The sequence below is a fragment of the Synechococcus sp. SYN20 genome (assembly GCF_014279555.1).
In the GTDB taxonomy this organism is placed as follows: domain Bacteria; phylum Cyanobacteriota; class Cyanobacteriia; order PCC-6307; family Cyanobiaceae; genus Synechococcus_C.
In genome coordinates this window covers 2,236,757-2,253,228 of record NZ_CP047959.1, presented here as the reverse complement: position 1 = coordinate 2,253,228, position 16,472 = coordinate 2,236,757, and the positions used below count along the sequence as shown (strand labels likewise).

Annotated in this window: 15 protein-coding genes, 1 tRNA gene and 1 pseudogene; 5 read left to right on the top strand and 12 right to left on the bottom strand. The window is 55.4% G+C overall.

Annotated features, from left to right (window positions below; genetic code table 11):
• Positions 1–174: 174 nt before the first annotated feature.
• Genes SynSYN20_RS11995 through SynSYN20_RS11985 form a run of 3 tightly spaced genes read right to left on the bottom strand, consistent with a single transcriptional unit; the run spans position 175 to position 3,742 of the window.
• Positions 175–2,094, bottom strand: a complete 1,920-nt coding sequence (locus SynSYN20_RS11995) for an ATP-binding cassette domain-containing protein (RefSeq protein WP_186523844.1) — start codon at positions 2,092–2,094, stop codon at positions 175–177.
• Complete coding sequence (locus SynSYN20_RS11990) at positions 2,091–2,753, bottom strand: DUF2301 domain-containing membrane protein (RefSeq protein ID WP_186523843.1); 663 nt, start codon at positions 2,751–2,753, stop codon at positions 2,091–2,093. The genes SynSYN20_RS11995 and SynSYN20_RS11990 overlap by 4 nt, the downstream gene beginning before the upstream one ends.
• Positions 2,750–3,742 (bottom strand): glutathione S-transferase C-terminal domain-containing protein, encoded by a 993-nt coding sequence (locus SynSYN20_RS11985; RefSeq protein WP_186523842.1) that lies wholly within the window; start codon positions 3,740–3,742, stop codon positions 2,750–2,752. The genes SynSYN20_RS11990 and SynSYN20_RS11985 overlap by 4 nt, the downstream gene beginning before the upstream one ends.
• 55 nt (positions 3,743–3,797) lie before the next feature.
• On the opposite strand from SynSYN20_RS11985, the gene SynSYN20_RS11980 reads away from it, so the two are divergent.
• Complete coding sequence (locus tag SynSYN20_RS11980; protein ID WP_186523841.1) at positions 3,798–4,736, top strand: aspartoacylase; 939 nt, start codon at positions 3,798–3,800, stop codon at positions 4,734–4,736.
• Here the strand turns inward: SynSYN20_RS11980 and SynSYN20_RS11975 are convergent.
• The 3 genes from SynSYN20_RS11975 to SynSYN20_RS11965 form a co-directional block, all read right to left on the bottom strand.
• On the bottom strand, positions 4,725–5,093 hold the full coding sequence (locus SynSYN20_RS11975; RefSeq protein ID WP_186523840.1) for a hypothetical protein: 369 nt from the start codon (positions 5,091–5,093) through the stop codon (positions 4,725–4,727). The two genes, SynSYN20_RS11980 and SynSYN20_RS11975, sit on opposite strands and share 12 nt — an antisense overlap.
• A 65-nt stretch (positions 5,094–5,158) precedes the next feature.
• Positions 5,159–5,527, bottom strand: coding sequence for a hypothetical protein (locus SynSYN20_RS11970; protein ID WP_186523839.1), 369 nt, complete (start codon positions 5,525–5,527; stop codon positions 5,159–5,161).
• Between the two features lie 89 nt (positions 5,528–5,616).
• Positions 5,617–5,895 carry a hypothetical protein gene (locus tag SynSYN20_RS11965; RefSeq protein ID WP_255476263.1) on the bottom strand — a complete coding sequence of 93 codons (279 nt, stop codon included), beginning with the start codon at positions 5,893–5,895 and terminating at the stop codon, positions 5,617–5,619.
• Between the two features lie 476 nt (positions 5,896–6,371).
• Here SynSYN20_RS11965 and psbA point away from each other — a divergent pair, with 476 nt between their 5' ends.
• Complete coding sequence (gene psbA / locus SynSYN20_RS11960; protein WP_006854385.1) at positions 6,372–7,451, top strand: photosystem II q(b) protein; 1,080 nt, start codon at positions 6,372–6,374, stop codon at positions 7,449–7,451.
• 147 nt (positions 7,452–7,598) lie between these two features.
• Entirely contained in the window at positions 7,599–8,105 is a 507-nt protein-coding gene (locus tag SynSYN20_RS11955; protein ID WP_255476262.1) for an HIT family protein, read from the top strand.
• 11 nt (positions 8,106–8,116) lie between these two features.
• Here SynSYN20_RS11955 and SynSYN20_RS11950 read toward each other — a convergent pair whose 3' ends face one another.
• Positions 8,117–9,367 carry a DUF389 domain-containing protein gene (locus tag SynSYN20_RS11950; protein WP_186523837.1) on the bottom strand — a complete coding sequence of 417 codons (1,251 nt, stop codon included), beginning with the start codon at positions 9,365–9,367 and terminating at the stop codon, positions 8,117–8,119.
• A 109-nt stretch (positions 9,368–9,476) separates the two neighbouring features.
• Between SynSYN20_RS11950 and SynSYN20_RS11945 the strand changes: the two genes are divergently transcribed.
• Positions 9,477–9,635: a metallothionein gene (locus SynSYN20_RS11945; RefSeq protein WP_186523836.1), complete on the top strand. Its 159-nt coding sequence runs from the start codon at positions 9,477–9,479 to the stop codon at positions 9,633–9,635.
• 402 nt (positions 9,636–10,037) lie between these two features.
• Here SynSYN20_RS11945 and SynSYN20_RS11940 read toward each other — a convergent pair.
• Positions 10,038–10,110, bottom strand: a tRNA-Thr gene (locus SynSYN20_RS11940).
• Between the two features lie 41 nt (positions 10,111–10,151).
• Between SynSYN20_RS11940 and SynSYN20_RS11935 the strand changes: the two genes are divergently transcribed.
• The gene (locus tag SynSYN20_RS11935) at positions 10,152–10,409 is read left to right on the top strand and encodes a DUF3493 domain-containing protein (RefSeq protein WP_370586684.1); all 258 of its coding nucleotides are present in this window, start codon (positions 10,152–10,154) and stop codon (positions 10,407–10,409) included.
• Between the two features lie 204 nt (positions 10,410–10,613).
• On the opposite strand, the pseudogene SynSYN20_RS14560 reads toward SynSYN20_RS11935, so the two are convergent.
• From SynSYN20_RS14560 to nusA, 4 genes and pseudogenes are all read right to left on the bottom strand, one after another.
• A pseudogene (locus SynSYN20_RS14560) lies at positions 10,614–11,174 on the bottom strand (low-complexity tail membrane protein); the annotation flags it as partial.
• Positions 11,174–14,584: a translation initiation factor IF-2 gene (gene infB, locus SynSYN20_RS11930; RefSeq protein WP_186523835.1), complete on the bottom strand. Its 3,411-nt coding sequence runs from the start codon at positions 14,582–14,584 to the stop codon at positions 11,174–11,176. The pseudogene SynSYN20_RS14560 and the gene infB, both read right to left, overlap by 1 nt.
• Positions 14,585–14,646: 62 nt before the next feature.
• Positions 14,647–14,928, bottom strand: coding sequence for a YlxR family protein (locus SynSYN20_RS11925; protein ID WP_186523834.1), 282 nt, complete (start codon positions 14,926–14,928; stop codon positions 14,647–14,649).
• Positions 14,925–16,418 carry a transcription termination factor NusA gene (gene nusA / locus SynSYN20_RS11920; protein WP_186523833.1) on the bottom strand — a complete coding sequence of 498 codons (1,494 nt, stop codon included), beginning with the start codon at positions 16,416–16,418 and terminating at the stop codon, positions 14,925–14,927. Before nusA ends, SynSYN20_RS11925 begins: the two co-directional genes overlap by 4 nt.
• Between the last annotated feature and the right edge of the window lie 54 nt (positions 16,419–16,472).

Here is a 16,472-nt window from a genome sequence, read left to right as displayed (position 1 = left end):
TTAAAAGCCAATTGCGATGTGATTATTTTACGTCTGGTTTCTTCTAGTGCCAATGATTCTGCTGGCGCGATGGCTTCCTTAACAACATGGCGGGCCTCTCTCAAGGGGCTGAATCTGTTGTTGGAGGGCATCAGTGAAGAAGGGCGATGCGATCTACATCATGAGGAATAAGGCTTAAGGCTCGAGTTCACTGAGTTCAAGCCAGCGCTCCTCACTGGTATGAATCGAGTCCAATAAAGCTGCGAGTTCCAAGCTCAGAGAGCTGAGATCTCCCCCACCACTAGCCATGGCCTGTTCCAGCTCCTGTTTTCTCAGCTCCAGGGCGGGGAGGACACTGTCGAGGCGCTCCAGCTCCTTCGATTCTTTAAAGCTGCGCCGTTTCGGCTTGTTGTCTGGAATTGAACCCTGTTTCGAAGCTGCTTTTGACGAACGTTGGGCGTTTTCCTGCGCTGCCAGTGCTTCGCTTTGCGCTTTTCCCAGATCACGTCGGTGATCTAGAAATGCGCTGTAGTTCCCTTCAAAACGCTGCAGGCGTCCGTTCTCAAAACAAAAGAGACGGTCAACGGTGCGGTCTAGGAAATAGCGATCGTGCGACACGACCACAACACAGCCACGGAAGTCCTCGAGGAGGTCTTCGAGGACACTCAGGGTCTGGACATCCAAGTCGTTGGTTGGTTCGTCGAGCAGCAACACATTGGGTGCCTGAATCAACATGCGGCACAGGCTTAAGCGCCGTCGCTCTCCACCAGAAAGTTTGCTGAGGGGGCTGTGTTGTTGTGCTGGTGGGAACAAAAAGCGTTCCAGCAGCTGAGATGCACTGAGTTGCTCATTCCCCAGGTCAATGGTTGACGCCGCTTCCTCGACAAAGTCGATCACTTTGCGCTCTAGTCCTTTTCCATCGCTGAGGACATCGGTGTGTTGGTCGAGATATCCAAGATGAACAGTTTCTCCAATCTGTAGGGACCCGCCAGTTGGCTGACGGCGTCCCGCGATCAGATCAAGCAGGGTTGATTTGCCACTTCCATTGGGGCCAATGATTCCGACACGATCTTCTGGACTGAAGCTGTAACTGAAGTCTGAGAGCAATAAGGGGCCGTCTTTGCTGCCGTCAGCTGAGACGGAGAGATGCTCCGCCTCGATCGCGACCTTCCCAATACGACGACTCACGCTGGCCATCTCCAGCTGGCTGCGACTCTGTTTCGTGGGCGCACTCTGCATCTCATCGATGCGTTGCAGCCGCGCCTTTTGTTTGGTGCTGCGTGCCTTTGGCCCTTGGCGTAACCAAGCCAATTCGCGCCGGAGCACGCTTTTGAATTTGGCAGCACCAGCGGCATCGGCGAGATTTTGTTCGGCTTTTCGCTGCAGATAAGCGCTGTAATTGCCGTCAATACTGCGGGCTTCCCCCAGCTCAACTTCCACGATCCTGCGGGTCACGCGATCCAGTACATAGCGGTCATGGGTAACGAGGACGACCGCTCCTGGATAGCGATCCAGCCAGCTTTGCAACCACTCGACAGCTGCGGCATCAAGGTGGTTGGTGGGCTCATCGAGAAGCAGGACATCAGGACAAGCCACAAGGGCCGATGCCAGACCTACCCGTTTGCGATACCCACCCGAAAGAGCCTCCACAGGGCTGTGTAGATCAGTGATCCCAAGCCTTTGCAGGACTTCCTGGCATTGTTGTTCGAGACTCCAAGCCTCGGATTCATCCATTCTTTGGCTCAGGACGCCCAGCTCGGCTAGGAGCACTGCATTGTCCGGATTGTCGGCAACGGCTTCGCTGAGTTCACTGAAACGCAGCAGCAGATCTCGTTTCTCTCCGCACCCTGCCAACACCTGTTCCAAGACGGTGAGGCCCGGGTCCACGCTGCTCTCTTGGCCTACCAGCTCGACCCTCAACCGCGACGAGCAGCGTCGTTCTCCTCCCCCAAGGGGCTCCTCGCCTGCAAGCACTTTCAGCAAGGTTGATTTCCCTGACCCATTGGGGCCGATCAGTCCCAGGCGATCACCTTCCCGAATGTGGAGGGTTAGGTCGGCAAACAGCGTGCGGATGCCGAAGTCTTTAGATGCATCGACAAGACTGATCAGGCTCACGCGCTCTTGGCCTTTCGCAGGTCTTCTAGATAAGCAAATACGCTTTTATCGCCAACGTCAGCAGCGGCCTCCATTCCGAATTTGCGTAAGGCAAGAAGCACGAGAAGAGAGGAGCAAATCGCAAGCATGCTGATGGCTACTGGCCCTGGAATCAGGCCACTCAAATGACCGAGGAGTGCCACTGGTAGAAGCAGGGTGAGTCCGATTGCTTCTGGACGTCTGAAGCAAAAGAACTCCTTGAAGCCGATGCCTGCCAGGGATGCAAACAGAGGACCAATCGCCAAGGTCCAAAGACGTTGGCCCTCAAGCGTGTTGAAGATGTTGGATGGACCGGCCTGCATGGCTAAGACCAGCCAGCCGATGCATCCAGCGGCCCAAAACAATTGAAGGGCTTGATGGAGAGGGCGCAAATAGATGTGAATCCAGCGCAAGGCAAGACCAAGTGATACGGCAAGGGGCAACAGCCATAGGGGTGCTAGCTGGGGCCCTATGAGGATCCATTGTCCGAGTCCGGCACTGAAGCTCAGACCACAGACCAGCAAGCAGATTCGGTAAAGCTGAACCTCTCGCTGATCCTGGAGAGTGATGCAATAAGGGCCATACATCCCCTCAAAGCAGGGTTCTGATTGTTCTGCTCTTGTTTTGCTGTTGGTCGTCATTTCGGTTGTGCCACTCCCGACCCAATCAGTCTGCTCAGGTCAGGGCTATCTGGAACAATTCCACTTGGGTTGAGCGGAAAGAGTGCCCCGAAATAATCCTGTTTCCACCCTTGGCTGTCGCAACTCTCACTGACTCCAGGAAGCGCAAAGAAGCGTTGACGCCAGCCCCAAAGGGCTGGAAACATCCAGAGTGGCTTGGCACTGCAACCAAAGAGGGATGCATAGACCACTTCCCAACGGATCAAAGTTGGGAAAAGACGCACGTCTGCCAGCGTGATTCGCTCGCCGCAGAGCCATGGTCCTTTGGTCTGCAAGCTCTCCTCTACTTTCTCCAAAGCTGAGAACAGGGCTTGGCTGGCTTGATCAAAGGCCCTTTGGTTCCGTGCAAATCCACAGCGATAGACGCCGTCATTGATGGAGGGTTGGATCAACTCCTGCCATGACGCAATGGAAGCTTTCAATTCGCTTGGGGCGAGATTGAGTGCCGTCGCCTCGGCTGGCCATGAACACAGTGCTTCGCTCAGGGGGGTGCTGTCATTCCCCAGCAATCGGGTTTGATCGGATGCGCATGCACCCGGATCAACCAGGACCGGCACCGTGGCCCTGTAACTGGGTGGTGCTCCGCACAACTTGTAAAGATCAAGGAGGGTGTCGCAGCCAAGCCAGGTCGGCTCCAGTCGCCAACGCCCTTCGCCGTGATCGGCATGGGCCATCAGCAGGTTGATGCTTGCGCTGAGCCCTCTCAGTTGAAACACCAGCCAGACCCGATGGGCCCATGGGCAACTTCGTCCAACGATCAGCTGGGGTTTTGTTGTGCTGTCTCTCGCTTCAAGCTCCCTCTCCCCTAAGACGAGGGTTTGCATCGGCGTGCTGGTTGGTCTCCGATAGTGACCTCCTTGGTCGGCAGGGCCTAGTCCTCCCATCAAGCGGAGCCATTGCCAGCGCCATCCTTGACGAGCGCTGCGCACAATCAGTGGATGGATCGCCATCGTTGTTCCATTTCCACTTATCTTCCAACAGATTGATTGAGGCTGCTGAGAGTTGATGCCAAGCCCTCGAGTGCTTGTGGTGGCTGGAACCCATGGAAATGAGATCAATGCTCCCTGGTTGTTGGAGCAGTGGCAGCAGCAGCCGCAATTGATTCAGTCCCATGGATGCGAGGCTCTTTCGGTGATTGGCAATCCCGATGCCTATGCCAAAGGTTGTCGTTATCTCGACCGAGATCTCAATCGTTCGTTCCATCCTGATCTTCTGCAGCAGGTTGGTTTAGGGCGGATTCCATCGTCCAAGGTGGATCTCGAAGTTCAGCGTGCCTTCGACCTGTTGAGCCGTTACGGCCCGGAAGGCATCGAGGCCTGTGGGTTCGTGATCGATCTCCACAGCACCACGTCTTCGATGGGAAGCTCATTGGTGGTCTATGGCCGTAGGCCTGCTGATTTGGCCTTGGCGGCGCTTGTTCAGGGACGTCTTGGCTTACCGGTTTATCTTCATGAAGCCGATCAGGCTCAGCAAGGATTTTTGGTGGAGAGCTGGCCCTGTGGCCTGGTGATTGAAGTGGGGCCCGTCCCTCAGATGGTGCGTCATCACAAAATCCTGACGCAAACTCGCCTGGCTCTCGAGGCCGTCTTTGAGGGCTGCTCTGATGTGCTGGCTGGCCGAGCCCGCTACCCCAGACAATTGGTGGTTCATCGCCATCTGGGGAGTCTTGACCTACCGCGCTCTTCATCCGGTTCACCTGATGCCTTCGTTCACCCTCAGCGTCAGGGTTCGGATTGGCAGCCCATGCGTCGCGGCGATCCGCTCTTTCAGAAGTCTGATGGCAGCTGCGTTGCCTATGAGGGGGCCGATGGACATGTCCCTCTTTTTATCAACGAAGCGGCTTATGCAGAGAAGGCCATTGCGTTAAGTCTCACACTTAGAGAGAGCTGGCCCCTGTCTTTTGAATGGACAGAGGCACTTCAAGCGCAGCTATCAGCGGGGTGATCCGTTGTAGAGGACCTCATTCACAGTTCGCCCATCTGGAGCAATCTTGATCTCTGTCTCCGTGGTGGGTGAGCTGCCATCTTCAGGCCAGCCTGGGGCTCCACCAAGAAATTGAAAGGTGTATCCGTTGTCCTCCTGATTCACAAGGCAATCCCCGCCTCCAGCACTGGTCTGAAACATGCATGGCTGAGGGCGATAAGCCGTAAGGCCACCATTTTCGGCAACAGCAGTGTTGCGAGCCAAATTGAGCGCTCTCACTTGAGACGCCGGGATGGTGCCTTGAGCAAGACCAGGTGTTGCGCCCATCACGCTTGCGCCAGTGATCACGGCCATGGCCGAGAGGGTACGGAGATTCATGCAGAACCAGGTAGTGCCATTACATCGGAATCATGGCGGCCTGATCTGTCAACTAAATCTTGCACTTAACGAATCGTTCCGTTGTAGGAAACTTCCAGAATTCGCTCGCCATCTCTGGAGATAAGCACCGATGTCTCGATGGTTGGTTCGGGCGGGTTTTGCTGTTGCCAACCTGGCGCTCCGCCTCGAAACAGAAAAAGGAAGCCTCTATTGCTCACGGACTCGAGGCAAGATCCAGCTCCGGTTTCGTACATGCAGCTTGCCGCTCTGTATTGACTTAACCCCCCATTCAGCGATTCTGCACGCATGCGCGCGAGATTGACTGCCTTTGGTTGCGCCAGTGGGACTGGTCTGAAGCTTTGTGCTGTTGCAGTAATTGGAGCTAATAGCCCGATGCTGCTGATGAGCGCCAACACTGTTTTGAACTGATTCATCCCGCAATTTTGACGCGATGTATCACTTCTTTAACGGTCAAAGCGCGTTGCAGGTGTTAGCGGTTGTGACTGGTTTTCCAGTGTTAGTTCTACCCACAGGCCCATGTGTTTTGTTCTCTGGTGCAGGGGAGGTCACTGCGCGTGCCGTCAGCCCAGTAAATCCTCAACCTGTCATCAGCAGTTCCTGTCCTCATCGTGATGGAACTAATAGGGCCGGCAGGAACCTTGCTGCTGGTGCCTGAAGGCGTTGGGAGCTTTTCTTCGACTTGGCGTTCGAGCTTCTCGATGCGTTGTTCCAAGCGAGTGATCGTTTCGTGCTGTGTTTTGTTGACTGGCACTGTTTTTGATCCGCAGGCGCTGAAAGTCATTGCCGCAGAACTGGCTAACGCAACAGTGATGACCCCTCTTTGAAAGCGGGATGACCTGGAGCTGATTGTCATTGTTCCTGTTGCGACGAAACCGTTTTGGATGGCTAAAAGGCGTTGCCTAGTCGTTCGCTCCAGTACACAACCGCTCCTTGAGCTTCAAGCTCATTTCTCCTATGCCTGGCCATGGCTACAGGAATGGTTTCCTCCGTGCGCCGTCCAGCTTTGTGCCATCGAATTAAAACCATGCGACCGTCCTCAGGGAGTCCAATCAAATCTTAAGCCTTTCTGAAGCTCTTCCTCTGACTTTGCTCATGTGCGGACGCTAACAACTGCATCTGCTGCAACGCCCGGCAGCGGGCTTAAGGATTACCGCATGAATAAGTGGTTACAAACCGCAAACTTGCTTTACAATGCATTCGGCAGGGCGTCCTGCCCTTCCGTAACCGTCTCCTTGCGAGACCTTCTTTTCCGTATTCATGACTACCACCATCCAGCAGCGCTCCGGCGCTAACGGCTGGCAGCAGTTCTGTGAGTGGGTCACCTCCACCAACAACCGTCTTTATGTCGGTTGGTTCGGTGTGTTGATGATCCCCACACTGCTTGCCGCTACCACTTGCTTCATCGTTGCTTTTATCGCCGCTCCTCCGGTTGATATCGACGGCATCCGCGAGCCTGTTGCAGGTTCACTGATGTATGGCAACAACATCATCTCTGGTGCTGTTGTTCCTTCCAGCAACGCCATTGGCTTGCACTTCTACCCAATCTGGGAAGCTGCCTCACTCGACGAGTGGCTCTACAACGGCGGTCCTTTCCAACTGGTTGTGTTCCACTTCCTGATCGGCATCTACGCCTATATGGGACGTGAGTGGGAACTTTCCTACCGCTTGGGCATGCGCCCTTGGATCTGTGTTGCATACAGCGCACCTGTTGCTGCTGCATCTGCAGTGTTCCTGGTCTACCCCTTCGGTCAGGGTTCTTTCTCTGACGCCATGCCTTTGGGCATCTCTGGAACCTTCAACTACATGTTGGTCTTCCAGGCTGAGCACAACATCCTGATGCACCCCTTCCACATGCTTGGTGTGGCTGGTGTCTTCGGTGGTTCACTGTTCTCCGCCATGCACGGTTCATTGGTGACCTCATCCTTGGTTCGTGAAACAACCGAGACCGAGTCCCAGAACTACGGCTATAAGTTCGGCCAAGAAGAAGAGACGTACAACATCGTGGCTGCTCACGGCTACTTCGGTCGCCTGATCTTCCAATACGCCTCGTTCAACAACAGCCGTAGCCTTCACTTCTTCCTTGCAGCCTGGCCTGTGGTCGGCATCTGGTTCACCGCCCTTGGCGTGTCAACCATGGCCTTCAACTTGAACGGCTTCAACTTCAACCAGTCAATCCTTGATGGTCAGGGCCGCGTCCTGAACACCTGGGCCGACGTTCTTAACAGAGCTGGACTGGGCATGGAAGTGATGCACGAGCGCAACGCTCATAACTTCCCCCTCGACCTGGCAGCTGCTGAGTCCACACCTGTGGCACTTCAAGCACCTGCAATCGGTTGATCTGGAACCCTTCAAAAGTTCAGATCAACTGAACTAGAAAGCCCCCTCCTCACGGAGGGGGCTTTTTTGTGCCTTAGTGAGGCTTTGATCCCAACCATGATGACGAGCCTTCGATCAGGATCATGGAGCGACCACAATCATTAACCGATGGCAATCAATCCAGACACGCCTACTTCTGTTGATTTGATTGAGCGTTCACAACACTGTGGGATTTGTGAGATTCATTCCGATATAGAACATCTGCGTGAACTAGAAATTTGGCGCAGTCGGCATTGGTTGCTGCGTCACCATCCGCATCCCTCTCCATTGCTTGGTTGGTGTCTACTCGATGCTCGTCGCCATCTCGCTGGCGCAGTCGATTTTCTCGGAGATGAAGCGGCTGAATGGGGAACAGTTGTTCAGCAAGCGTCCAAGCTCGTTCAAAAGGTGAGTGGTTGCGACCGGGTGTATTTGATTGCCTTTGGGGAGGGCGCTCGACATCTGCACTTGCATCTGATCCCTAGGTTTCAGGAGGATCAGCGCAGTGCGGCATGGAGTGTGGCTGATCTCTATCGCGATGTAGAAACTGGTCTTGAGCTGCCTGCTCAGTTTAAATCTGTTGAAGAATTTCTCGCAGCTGCTCGCCTTCAATCTCAAAAGGGTTTTATGAATTAATTCAATAGAAATTAGTTTAAGGTTTTACCTGTAGGTTGAATGTCAAGAGGCAACTCTTTTTCTGCCTTGATCTCTTCAAGCTCAGATATTGAGTTGGGCCTGTTTTTGTTTTCATTCATCAACGGTTGCATGTTGTCAAGGAAGGGCATGTTGTCAATTTTTGGTACTTCCTTGAAGGTTCTAGAGCTATCAATGGGTTCTGTTTCATTAAATGGTTGGGTGTTTAAATCGATGAGTTTTTTGGAGATTGGAGTTTGAGTGTTGGGCTTTTCTTTGGGGCCGACAATGTCAACAGCTGTCCGTTGAACGACAAGTCGAAATCGAAGCCTTTGCCTTTTATTGATCTCTTCTTGAACGGCTGAAACTTGTTTGAAGGTTGGAAGTTCTGGATCTGCAACACGCACGACCACTCGGACGACCGGTGGATTTTGCTTCCAGTCAATATCAACTCTCTCGACGTCAACTTTCTTTTTGTCTCCAAAAGTCAAGGTTTGCCGCGTTAGAAATTGTTCAATGGTTTTTTCCACTGAATCGCGAGTGTTGTCTTGTCTTGCCTGGCTAAGAAGATTTATAAAACTGCTCCCTAGCGGAATCAATAACAAGCCGGTGAGTGCAAAGTTTGCGGCTCCTAAATGGCTTCGCTTGAGTTCCTGGCGAAAGTAGGAGTCCCTGCAGGCCATGAGGACCAATCCCCCGGTCAAAATGCCAAGAAGGTTGGTGGCAAACAGGAGGCCGGCTCCCAGCGCGTCTTCCCAATACGCATGGGATAGGAGAAGGCCCATCACGCAGACCGGTGGTACAAGAGCAACGGCAATGGCAGTTCCTGCCAGTGAGCTCACGGCATCACTGCGAAGCTTGGCGTAAGTGGCCAGTCCACCGGCCACAAGAGCGATCCCTAAATCGAGAAGGTTTGGCGATGTCCGCGCTGCGACTTCCGAGCCGAATTGAGGCAACCCTGCCAGTTTTCCCAACACAATGGATAGGAGAGTGGTAGCGCATACGCCCACGAACAATGTTCGCAAGGAACGGGTGAGCAGGGGGATGTCACCAAAAAGCACGGCAAAAGCTGCGGCTCTTAGCGGCATGATCCATGGAGCCACGACCATCGCCCCGATCACGACGGCGGGGCTGTTGGCGAGTAACCCCAGAGTTGCGATGAGCCCTGCACCGATACTCAGCACGATGAACACTTCATCGAGTGCGGCATCGTTCCCAAAGCTGCGTTTCATGCGATCGAGCTTGCTGGGTTCGATGCTGGCCATGAACTCTGGTTTAGATGGTTTCAGTTTGAAGGAGTGTGCTTTCCCCCAGATGGGTGATGGACTTGGACGCATTTCCGTTTTATGAAAGTGGGAGACGTCCACTCAAGGCATGGCAACCAGTAATCAAATTTGTGCCTGTGCTCCCTGCACCTGCGCAGTGTCTGTTGAATCCGCTGTCGAGAAAGATGGCAAGGTGTATTGCTCACAGCCTTGCGCTGACGGACACGCCGGTTCCGAGGAGTGCTGCAACAGTTGCGACTGCTGCTGATCTTTAGATCGTTCGGCGCATTGCCCTTCCGGACTCAATCTGCAGATTGCTCCCTTATAACTTGGGATTCACTGTGGAATTTCAAGGGTTGATGCACCCCTTCTATTGGCTTGGGTTCGTCGTCATCTCCAGTGGTGATCAGTTGGATCATGCGGATACGTTTCAACTGAGATAAAAAGCATCGGTACAACTTGAGCTCGCTCAAGGGCTTTATTAGTTGTGTGATACCGATTGCTTTTACCGGTTACCAGTCGTTGATTCGATGTTGAAAGTATTTAGCCCTGGATATTCTGCGAAAGCAGAATTGATCGCAAAGTGAAGACGCCTTTACGGCTTGAAAGTGCAGGGGCATAAAAAACAGCTACAGCGCAAATGTCATGCTGCAACTGGGTTGGTGTTTTAAGCCGATGACCTGACTTGAACAGGCGACCCACGCTTTACGAAAGCGTTGCTCTACCAGCTGAGCTACATCGGCAGCTTTAGGAACTTAACATTTGGCATTGCGCAGCACAGGGTTTGAGCGACCGCGACTCTCAAAGACAGTTGGATCCAGAACTGAAGGCGAGGCTCTTGCAGGAAGCGCGCACGCCTTGGCGGTCGCTACGGCGCTTGCTTTGGCTCGCTCTCTTCGCTTCCGGAGGTCTTGGTCTGTTCGTCATGACCTTCAGAGTCAGTGCTGGAAACGATGTTGTTCTCAGTGATCTGGTCATCCAGATCAGCGCTGTTGCTCTCTTCGGCAGCTTGCTCTGGTTCGATCGAACTCGAGAGACTTGAATCTGGCGCCTTAGGGAGATTCAGTCCTTCTTCGTTTGGGTCGTTCAAAGCGTTGGAGTCAGAGTCTGAGAGATCCTCCTCGTCCTGCTCGATGGATGGCTCAGGAGGTGGAGGCGTCTCGATGGTCTTTTGAGGTTCCTTCGGTTCATCAACTGTTGATGTGTTGACCTCTGCCGTGTCCCAATCCAACGACTCCAGGCGTAGAAGACCCAATCCGAGTGAAAACCTTGAGTCTTCTAGCTGGCGTTCACTCATCGCCAAAGCTCCTTCAATGGCCATCGAAGGACGAGTGAGAAGCCAGATGGACTGAACCAGCTGATTCCATTGCCAAAAAATGATGGCCAGCAGTGGTGTTGCGATCAGCAGGCTTTGAAGGCGATGCCCACTTCTTAAAGGAGAGAGATCAGCAATCAACAGCGAGGATCGATCGATCCACCAGAACAGCACAAGCAGAAGAACTGCCCCCGCCGCTCCACTCATTTTTAAAAGTAGGTTGTCTTGGCAGTGACTGATTTTTCGTTGCCAGGTTGTTCGCCCTTTTAAGGGTTGACGCACGAGAAGAAGGGAGCCCCAATCAACAGGCCGTTTCCAGAGCAAAACGGCAGGAGCAACAACGGCGATCCCCCAGCAGAGAAAGCGTTCCACCGAGGGCACCGGACCGAGATCCGAGCCAGCCAAGATCAACCGAAGCAGCTGTAGCTCCAGTGGGATGGCTCCAATCGCCACCAACTGGAGCCATAGAAGCGGCTCGTTGCGAGGCGACATTAGGTGGCGAGCTTGCGGCGCTGGGTCACGAGCTTGTAGCCCTCAACAATGTCGCCGTCCTTCCAATTGGCGAAGCGATCACAGCCGATACCGCATTCGAACCCTGTGGCCACATCCTTAACGTCGTCTTTGTTGCGACGTAGGGAATCGAGATCTCCAGCGAAGACGATTTCTTTGCCGCGACGCACGCGCACCTTGCAGTTGCGTTGAAGTTTTCCAGTTGTGACATAACAACCAGCCACAGCGCTCTTGCCGATTGTGAAAACGGCTCGAACCTCTGCTTCTCCAAGGGACTCTTCCACAAGTTCTGGTTCCAGGAGGCCTTCCATGGCCAACTGGATGTCCTCCAGCAGCTTGTAGATGACGTCGTAGTCGCGAACGTCAACGCTATTGGCGTCTGCCGCTCGTTTTGCGCCTGAGGCCATCGAGGTGTTGAAGCCCACGATCACAGCGCCAGAGGCTGCCGCTAGATCGACGTCCGTTTCTGTGACTTCGCCAGGTGCGGACAGCAGGACACGGACCTGTACTTCGTCTTTCGGTAGCTGTTCAAGCGAGCCAAGGATCGCTTCCACACTGCCTTGAACGTCGGCTTTAAGGATGAGATTGAGCTCTTTGAGCTCGCCCTCTTTGGCCTGACCAGACATGGCTGTGAGTGACACGCGACGTGAGGCCATTTGTTGGGCCAGGCGACTCGCGCGGGCATCGGAGGCACGATCGCCGACGACAGCGCGTGCTGACTTCTCGTCGGGGTAGACCTCAAACTCGTCGCCTGCAGTGGGCACTTCGCTGAAACCAAGTGCTTCCACAGCACAGGAAGGACCGGCTTCTTTCAAACGGCCGCCTCCGTCATCCACCATGGCGCGCACTTTGCCGAGAACGGGGCCTGCGGCAAGCACGTCACCAGTACGGAGCGTGCCGTTCTGAACCAGCAATGTGGCCACAGGACCTTTGGCCTTGTCGAGATGGGCCTCGATCACAGTGCCTTTCGCGAGTCGATCGGGGTTGGCTTGTAAATCCTCAACCTCAGTGACGAGGAGGATCATTTCAAGCAACTTGTCGATGTTTTCACCGCGCAGGGCACTGACGGGAACCATCACCACATCGCCTCCCCAATCTTCCGCCAGCAGGTTCTGTTCAGAGAGTTCCTGTTTGACGCGATCGGGAGAGGCTCCCTCTTTGTCGATCTTGTTGATGGCCACAACAACCGGCACTTCTGCCGCCCGTGCGTGGCTGATCGCTTCAAGGGTCTGAGGACGGACCCCATCGTCAGCCGCAACCACCAAGACGGCAACGTCGGTGACTTTGGTGCCTCGAGCCCGCATGGCGGTGAACGCTTCGTGCCCTGGGGTGTCCAGGAAGGTGAGCCTCTGAGGGGCATCGTTGTGCTGAATCTCTACTTGATAGGCACCAATGTGTTGGGTGATTCCTCCAGCTTCTCCAGCGGCGACGCGGGCTTGGCGGATCGCATCGAGAAGACTCGTCTTGCCGTGGTCGACGTGACCCATGACGGTGACGACGGGGGGACGGCGAATGAGATGGGCGCGGTCTTTCTCTTCGATCATCTCGACGGTCTTCTTGGCCGCCTCTTCGACATCATCCTGAAGCACAGGTACGCCGAATTCCTGAGCCACAGCCTCAATGGTGGGCATGTCCAAGGTCTGCGTGACCGTGGCAATGACACCTTTGAAAAACAGGGATTTGATGATTTCAGAGCTCTCGATGCTGAGCATGTCAGCGAGCTCTTGCACCGTCAGGTTGTCCTCAGGGACCACGATCATCTCGGGCCGTACCTGTTTGGCTTCCCTTGCGGCACGAAGTTCCATCGCGCGACGACGCTGACGCTGACGTGCGGTTTCCTTACGCCGCTTCCTGATGGCAGCAACTGGCTTCGGAGCTGGCTTGTGCTTCGTTCTTGGCTTGGAAGGACGGGCCAAGCTGGCCGATAGCACCATCGCCTGGCGTTCACCAGCGAAGCCTCCGGTCTCAGCGGTTAGGGCATCATCGTTTTCACCGATGATATGGACCTTTTGACGCTGTTTCTGAGGTGATTTACTGCGAAGCGCTTCCAGTTTTGCGCTGTCATCCCAGTCAGGCCGTCCAGGCCTGCGCTGACCACCAGCTCCTGGGCCAGGCCTGAAGCCTGGACGCCTTGGTGCCGATGGTGGCGTGGCTGTAGGACGTGAAACAGGCGGTGTGGCCTTGGCTCCTCCAGCGGCAGCCTCGCCGCTACGCGTGGCCACAGGCGTGCCATCAACACGTCTCGGTGGTGGCGCTGACGGTCGGTTATTCGGTTTTTGGAGCTGCATGAGCTCACCGGGGGCTACCGGCTTACGCATCCCTGGCATGCCACCAGGACGGGGGGCTCCCGGTCTTGCTGCACCAGGGGGACGACCTTGTCCATCGCCGCGGCCACCGGCGCCGTCGTTGCTGCCATCTCTGCGGATGGGTTTGCCGACCAATTCCAGCGAACTCGCGGCTGAGCGGGGTTGCCCCGGCTTAGAAGGAGCATCTCCAGGACGTGTTGGGGCCCCTGGACGTTGAGCGCCTGCAGGGCGTTGCGGCATGTTGGAGCGCTGGCCTGGAGGCCCGCTTGGCCGTGGACTCACACCTGGGCGTTGTCCGATCTGACGGACGGGTGCACCAGGAGCAGCACGCTTGGGCTGTGGCCGGCCAACGAGTTCTGGTTTGGGTGCGGGTCGCTGCGGCGCCCCTCGGTTCACTGGCGCTTTCGGTTGCGGACGCGATGGCGGAGCGGTAGGCCGGGGGCTGCTGGCTTCGCTGCCAGGACGCTTCACCGGTGAGGTGCCTGTTGGCCTTGAAGGAACAGGTGCAGGTTTGGCCGAGGTGGGCCTTGCAGGAGCTGATGGAGCAGAAGCGGTAGGAGCGGGAGCTGAAGGCTTTGGAGCTGAGGGCGCTGCCGCAGGCTTGGGCCGTGGTGTGGGCGCAGACGGTGTTGCTGCAGACGGTGCTGCTGCAGAAGGTGCTGGCGCGGCCACTGCGGGGGCGCTTGGTCTGCTCACCGGCTTTTGTGGTGCTGTTTGACGCGACACGGGCTGCTGCACGATTTGGGGCAGGGGTGCTCCTGGTCGTGAAGGTGCAGACGGTTTGGGCGATGGTTTTGCTGCCGCAGGAGCCACAGGTTTGCTGGGCATCGACGGGGCTGCTGGACTAGATGCCTTTTTGACCGAGAGAATTGCTTTTCCAGGCGCTGGCTTGGTAGGAGCAGACGCAACTGCACTCCCACCTTGCTTTAAAAGGTTTCGGATTTTGCCGGCTTCTGTATCGCTGATGGAGCTGCTATGGCTCCTTGCCGCGATGGACAGCTTCTCGGCGGCATCCAGGACATCTTTGTTCTCCAAGCCAAGGTCCTTGGACAACTCATAAATTCTGACTTTGCCGCTGCTGGTCATTCAGGTCTCCGGTCGGTCCGGGCACGGTGTGCCTCGGGGCTCCACACACGTGGTGCCAGTGTTCATCTTGCCTCAGCGGCTGCAACCCGAGGTTCGGTGAGCCGCTCTTGCAGCGCCGTCATTAAGTCGTCAGAAACCTGGCAACGCAGGGATTTCTGAAGCTTTTTGCGGCGGCGAGCCTCTTCAAAACAGGCCTCAGTCGGACAGAGGTAGGCCGATCGGCCCATTCCCTGATCGAGGAGGACCCCCTCCTGATGGTCACGAATCACTCGCAAAAGCGTGCTTCGGTCGAGCAGCTCACGGCAGGCGACACAGCGACGGAGGACGGGGCGCGAATCGTTCACCGGGCTCCTTCCTCGTCGTCGCTTGCGCTGGGTGCCAGCTCAGAATCGGGCGCATCTTCCTGTTGTTCGGACTGATCTTCCGCCTGTAGTTCGGTCTCAGCAGTTTCGACTGATTCTTCAAAAGCTTCTGCCACTGGCTCTTCTCCTGAAGCTTCAGCGTCCTCGTAATATTCTCCATCTTCCGTATATCCCTCCTCATCTTCGGGAAGGGGATACAGCTCGCGAAGTCGGGCATCTTCTTCCGCCCTGGCTGCTTGTTCAACGGCGATGCGCTCTTCCGCCTCGCGCTGAAGGGCTTCTTCCTCTTCCCTTTGGGAGATGAGCTCTGCAACTACAGCATCTTCTGCGGTTTGGTCGTATTCCGTTGAATTTTTGATGTCAATTTTCCAACCCGTTAATCGAGCAGCAAGACGAACGTTTTGGCCTTCTCGGCCGATCGCAAGGCTGAGTTGATCGGGTGGCACCAACACATGGGCGTGTTGCCCTTCGGGATCAACAAGACGCACCACCTCGACTCGAGCTGGACTCAGCGAGTTGGCGATGTACTGGCTGGCATCTTGTGACCAGCGGATGACATCAATTTTTTCGCCACGGAGTTCATTCACGACTTGTTGAATGCGTGAGCCCCGGGCTCCGATGCAGGCTCCAACAGGATCAACTTCTCTCTCGATGCTGTCGACGGCCACCTTGGTACGAGGCCCTACCGATCTCGATGGAGGATTGGCTTCACGGGCTACGGCAACGATGCGTACAGAGCCCTCCTGAATTTCAGGAACCTCATTTTCAAACAAATACACCACTAGCCCTGCGTTGGCTCGACTCACAAAGAGTTGAGGCCCACGACGAGGAACTTCACTGACCTCCTTAAGGAAGACCTTGAAGGTGGCGTTGGCACGGTAGTTGTCGTTAGGGAGCTGATCGCGCCTTGGTAATTCAGCTTCGACCTCGGGGCGTCCGAGACCAGAACTCACGGCCATGATGATCGACTGACGCTCGAAACGAATCACGCGGGCGGTCAGGACTGGATCTTCAAGATCTGCGAATTCCTCTTGGATCATCCGTCGCTGCTGATCGCGCAGCTTTTGAGCCAGGACTTGCTTGGTCGTGGCAGCTGCCATGCGACCGAAATCCTCTTTCTCGGGAGTGACGTCAAGGACGACAGTGTCGCCGGCCTGGGCGTCTTCAGCCACCTGCATCACCTCGGCCAGGGCAATCTGGTGGTCTTCACTTTCAACGTCATCAACAATGATTTTGCTGGCGAGCACCCGATAACCCTCTTCATCGAGATCGAGGGCGACATCAAAATTGCTGAAGTATTCCTCGTCAAACGGATCTTCACTGATTCCTAAATAAAGAGTGCGCCGATAGCGTTCGTAGCCTTTTAAGAGTGCTTCCCGCAGGGCAGCCTCAACGACCTGAGGGGCGAGTTTCTTTTCCTCGCTGATGTCTTCGATCAGGTTGCTGAGGCCGGGGAGAAGGACGAGAGCCATCGAGGACGGGAGTGAAAGTCTGGGAAGTGAGTGAGGTTGAAAAGCGGCTAAAAG

Excerpts from the sequence above, each read along its gene's own strand:
- SynSYN20_RS11990 (WP_186523843.1), bottom strand. The coding sequence starts at position 2,753 with ATGACGACCAACAGCAAAACAAGAGCAGAACAATCAGAACCCTGCTTT.
- SynSYN20_RS11985 (WP_186523842.1), bottom strand. The coding sequence starts at position 3,742 with ATGGCGATCCATCCACTGATTGTGCGCAGCGCTCGTCAAGGATGGCGC.
- SynSYN20_RS11980 (WP_186523841.1), top strand. The coding sequence starts at position 3,798 with ATGCCAAGCCCTCGAGTGCTTGTGGTGGCTGGAACCCATGGAAATGAG.
- SynSYN20_RS11975 (WP_186523840.1), bottom strand. The coding sequence starts at position 5,093 with ATGAATCTCCGTACCCTCTCGGCCATGGCCGTGATCACTGGCGCAAGC.
- SynSYN20_RS11970 (WP_186523839.1), bottom strand. The coding sequence starts at position 5,527 with ATGAATCAGTTCAAAACAGTGTTGGCGCTCATCAGCAGCATCGGGCTA.
- SynSYN20_RS11965 (WP_255476263.1), bottom strand. The coding sequence starts at position 5,895 with ATGACTTTCAGCGCCTGCGGATCAAAAACAGTGCCAGTCAACAAAACA.
- psbA (WP_006854385.1), top strand. The coding sequence starts at position 6,372 with ATGACTACCACCATCCAGCAGCGCTCCGGCGCTAACGGCTGGCAGCAG.
- SynSYN20_RS11955 (WP_255476262.1), top strand. The coding sequence starts at position 7,599 with ATGGCAATCAATCCAGACACGCCTACTTCTGTTGATTTGATTGAGCGT.
- SynSYN20_RS11950 (WP_186523837.1), bottom strand. The coding sequence starts at position 9,367 with ATGGCCAGCATCGAACCCAGCAAGCTCGATCGCATGAAACGCAGCTTT.
- SynSYN20_RS11945 (WP_186523836.1), top strand. The coding sequence starts at position 9,477 with ATGGCAACCAGTAATCAAATTTGTGCCTGTGCTCCCTGCACCTGCGCA.
- infB (WP_186523835.1), bottom strand. The coding sequence starts at position 14,584 with ATGACCAGCAGCGGCAAAGTCAGAATTTATGAGTTGTCCAAGGACCTT.
- nusA (WP_186523833.1), bottom strand. The coding sequence starts at position 16,418 with ATGGCTCTCGTCCTTCTCCCCGGCCTCAGCAACCTGATCGAAGACATC.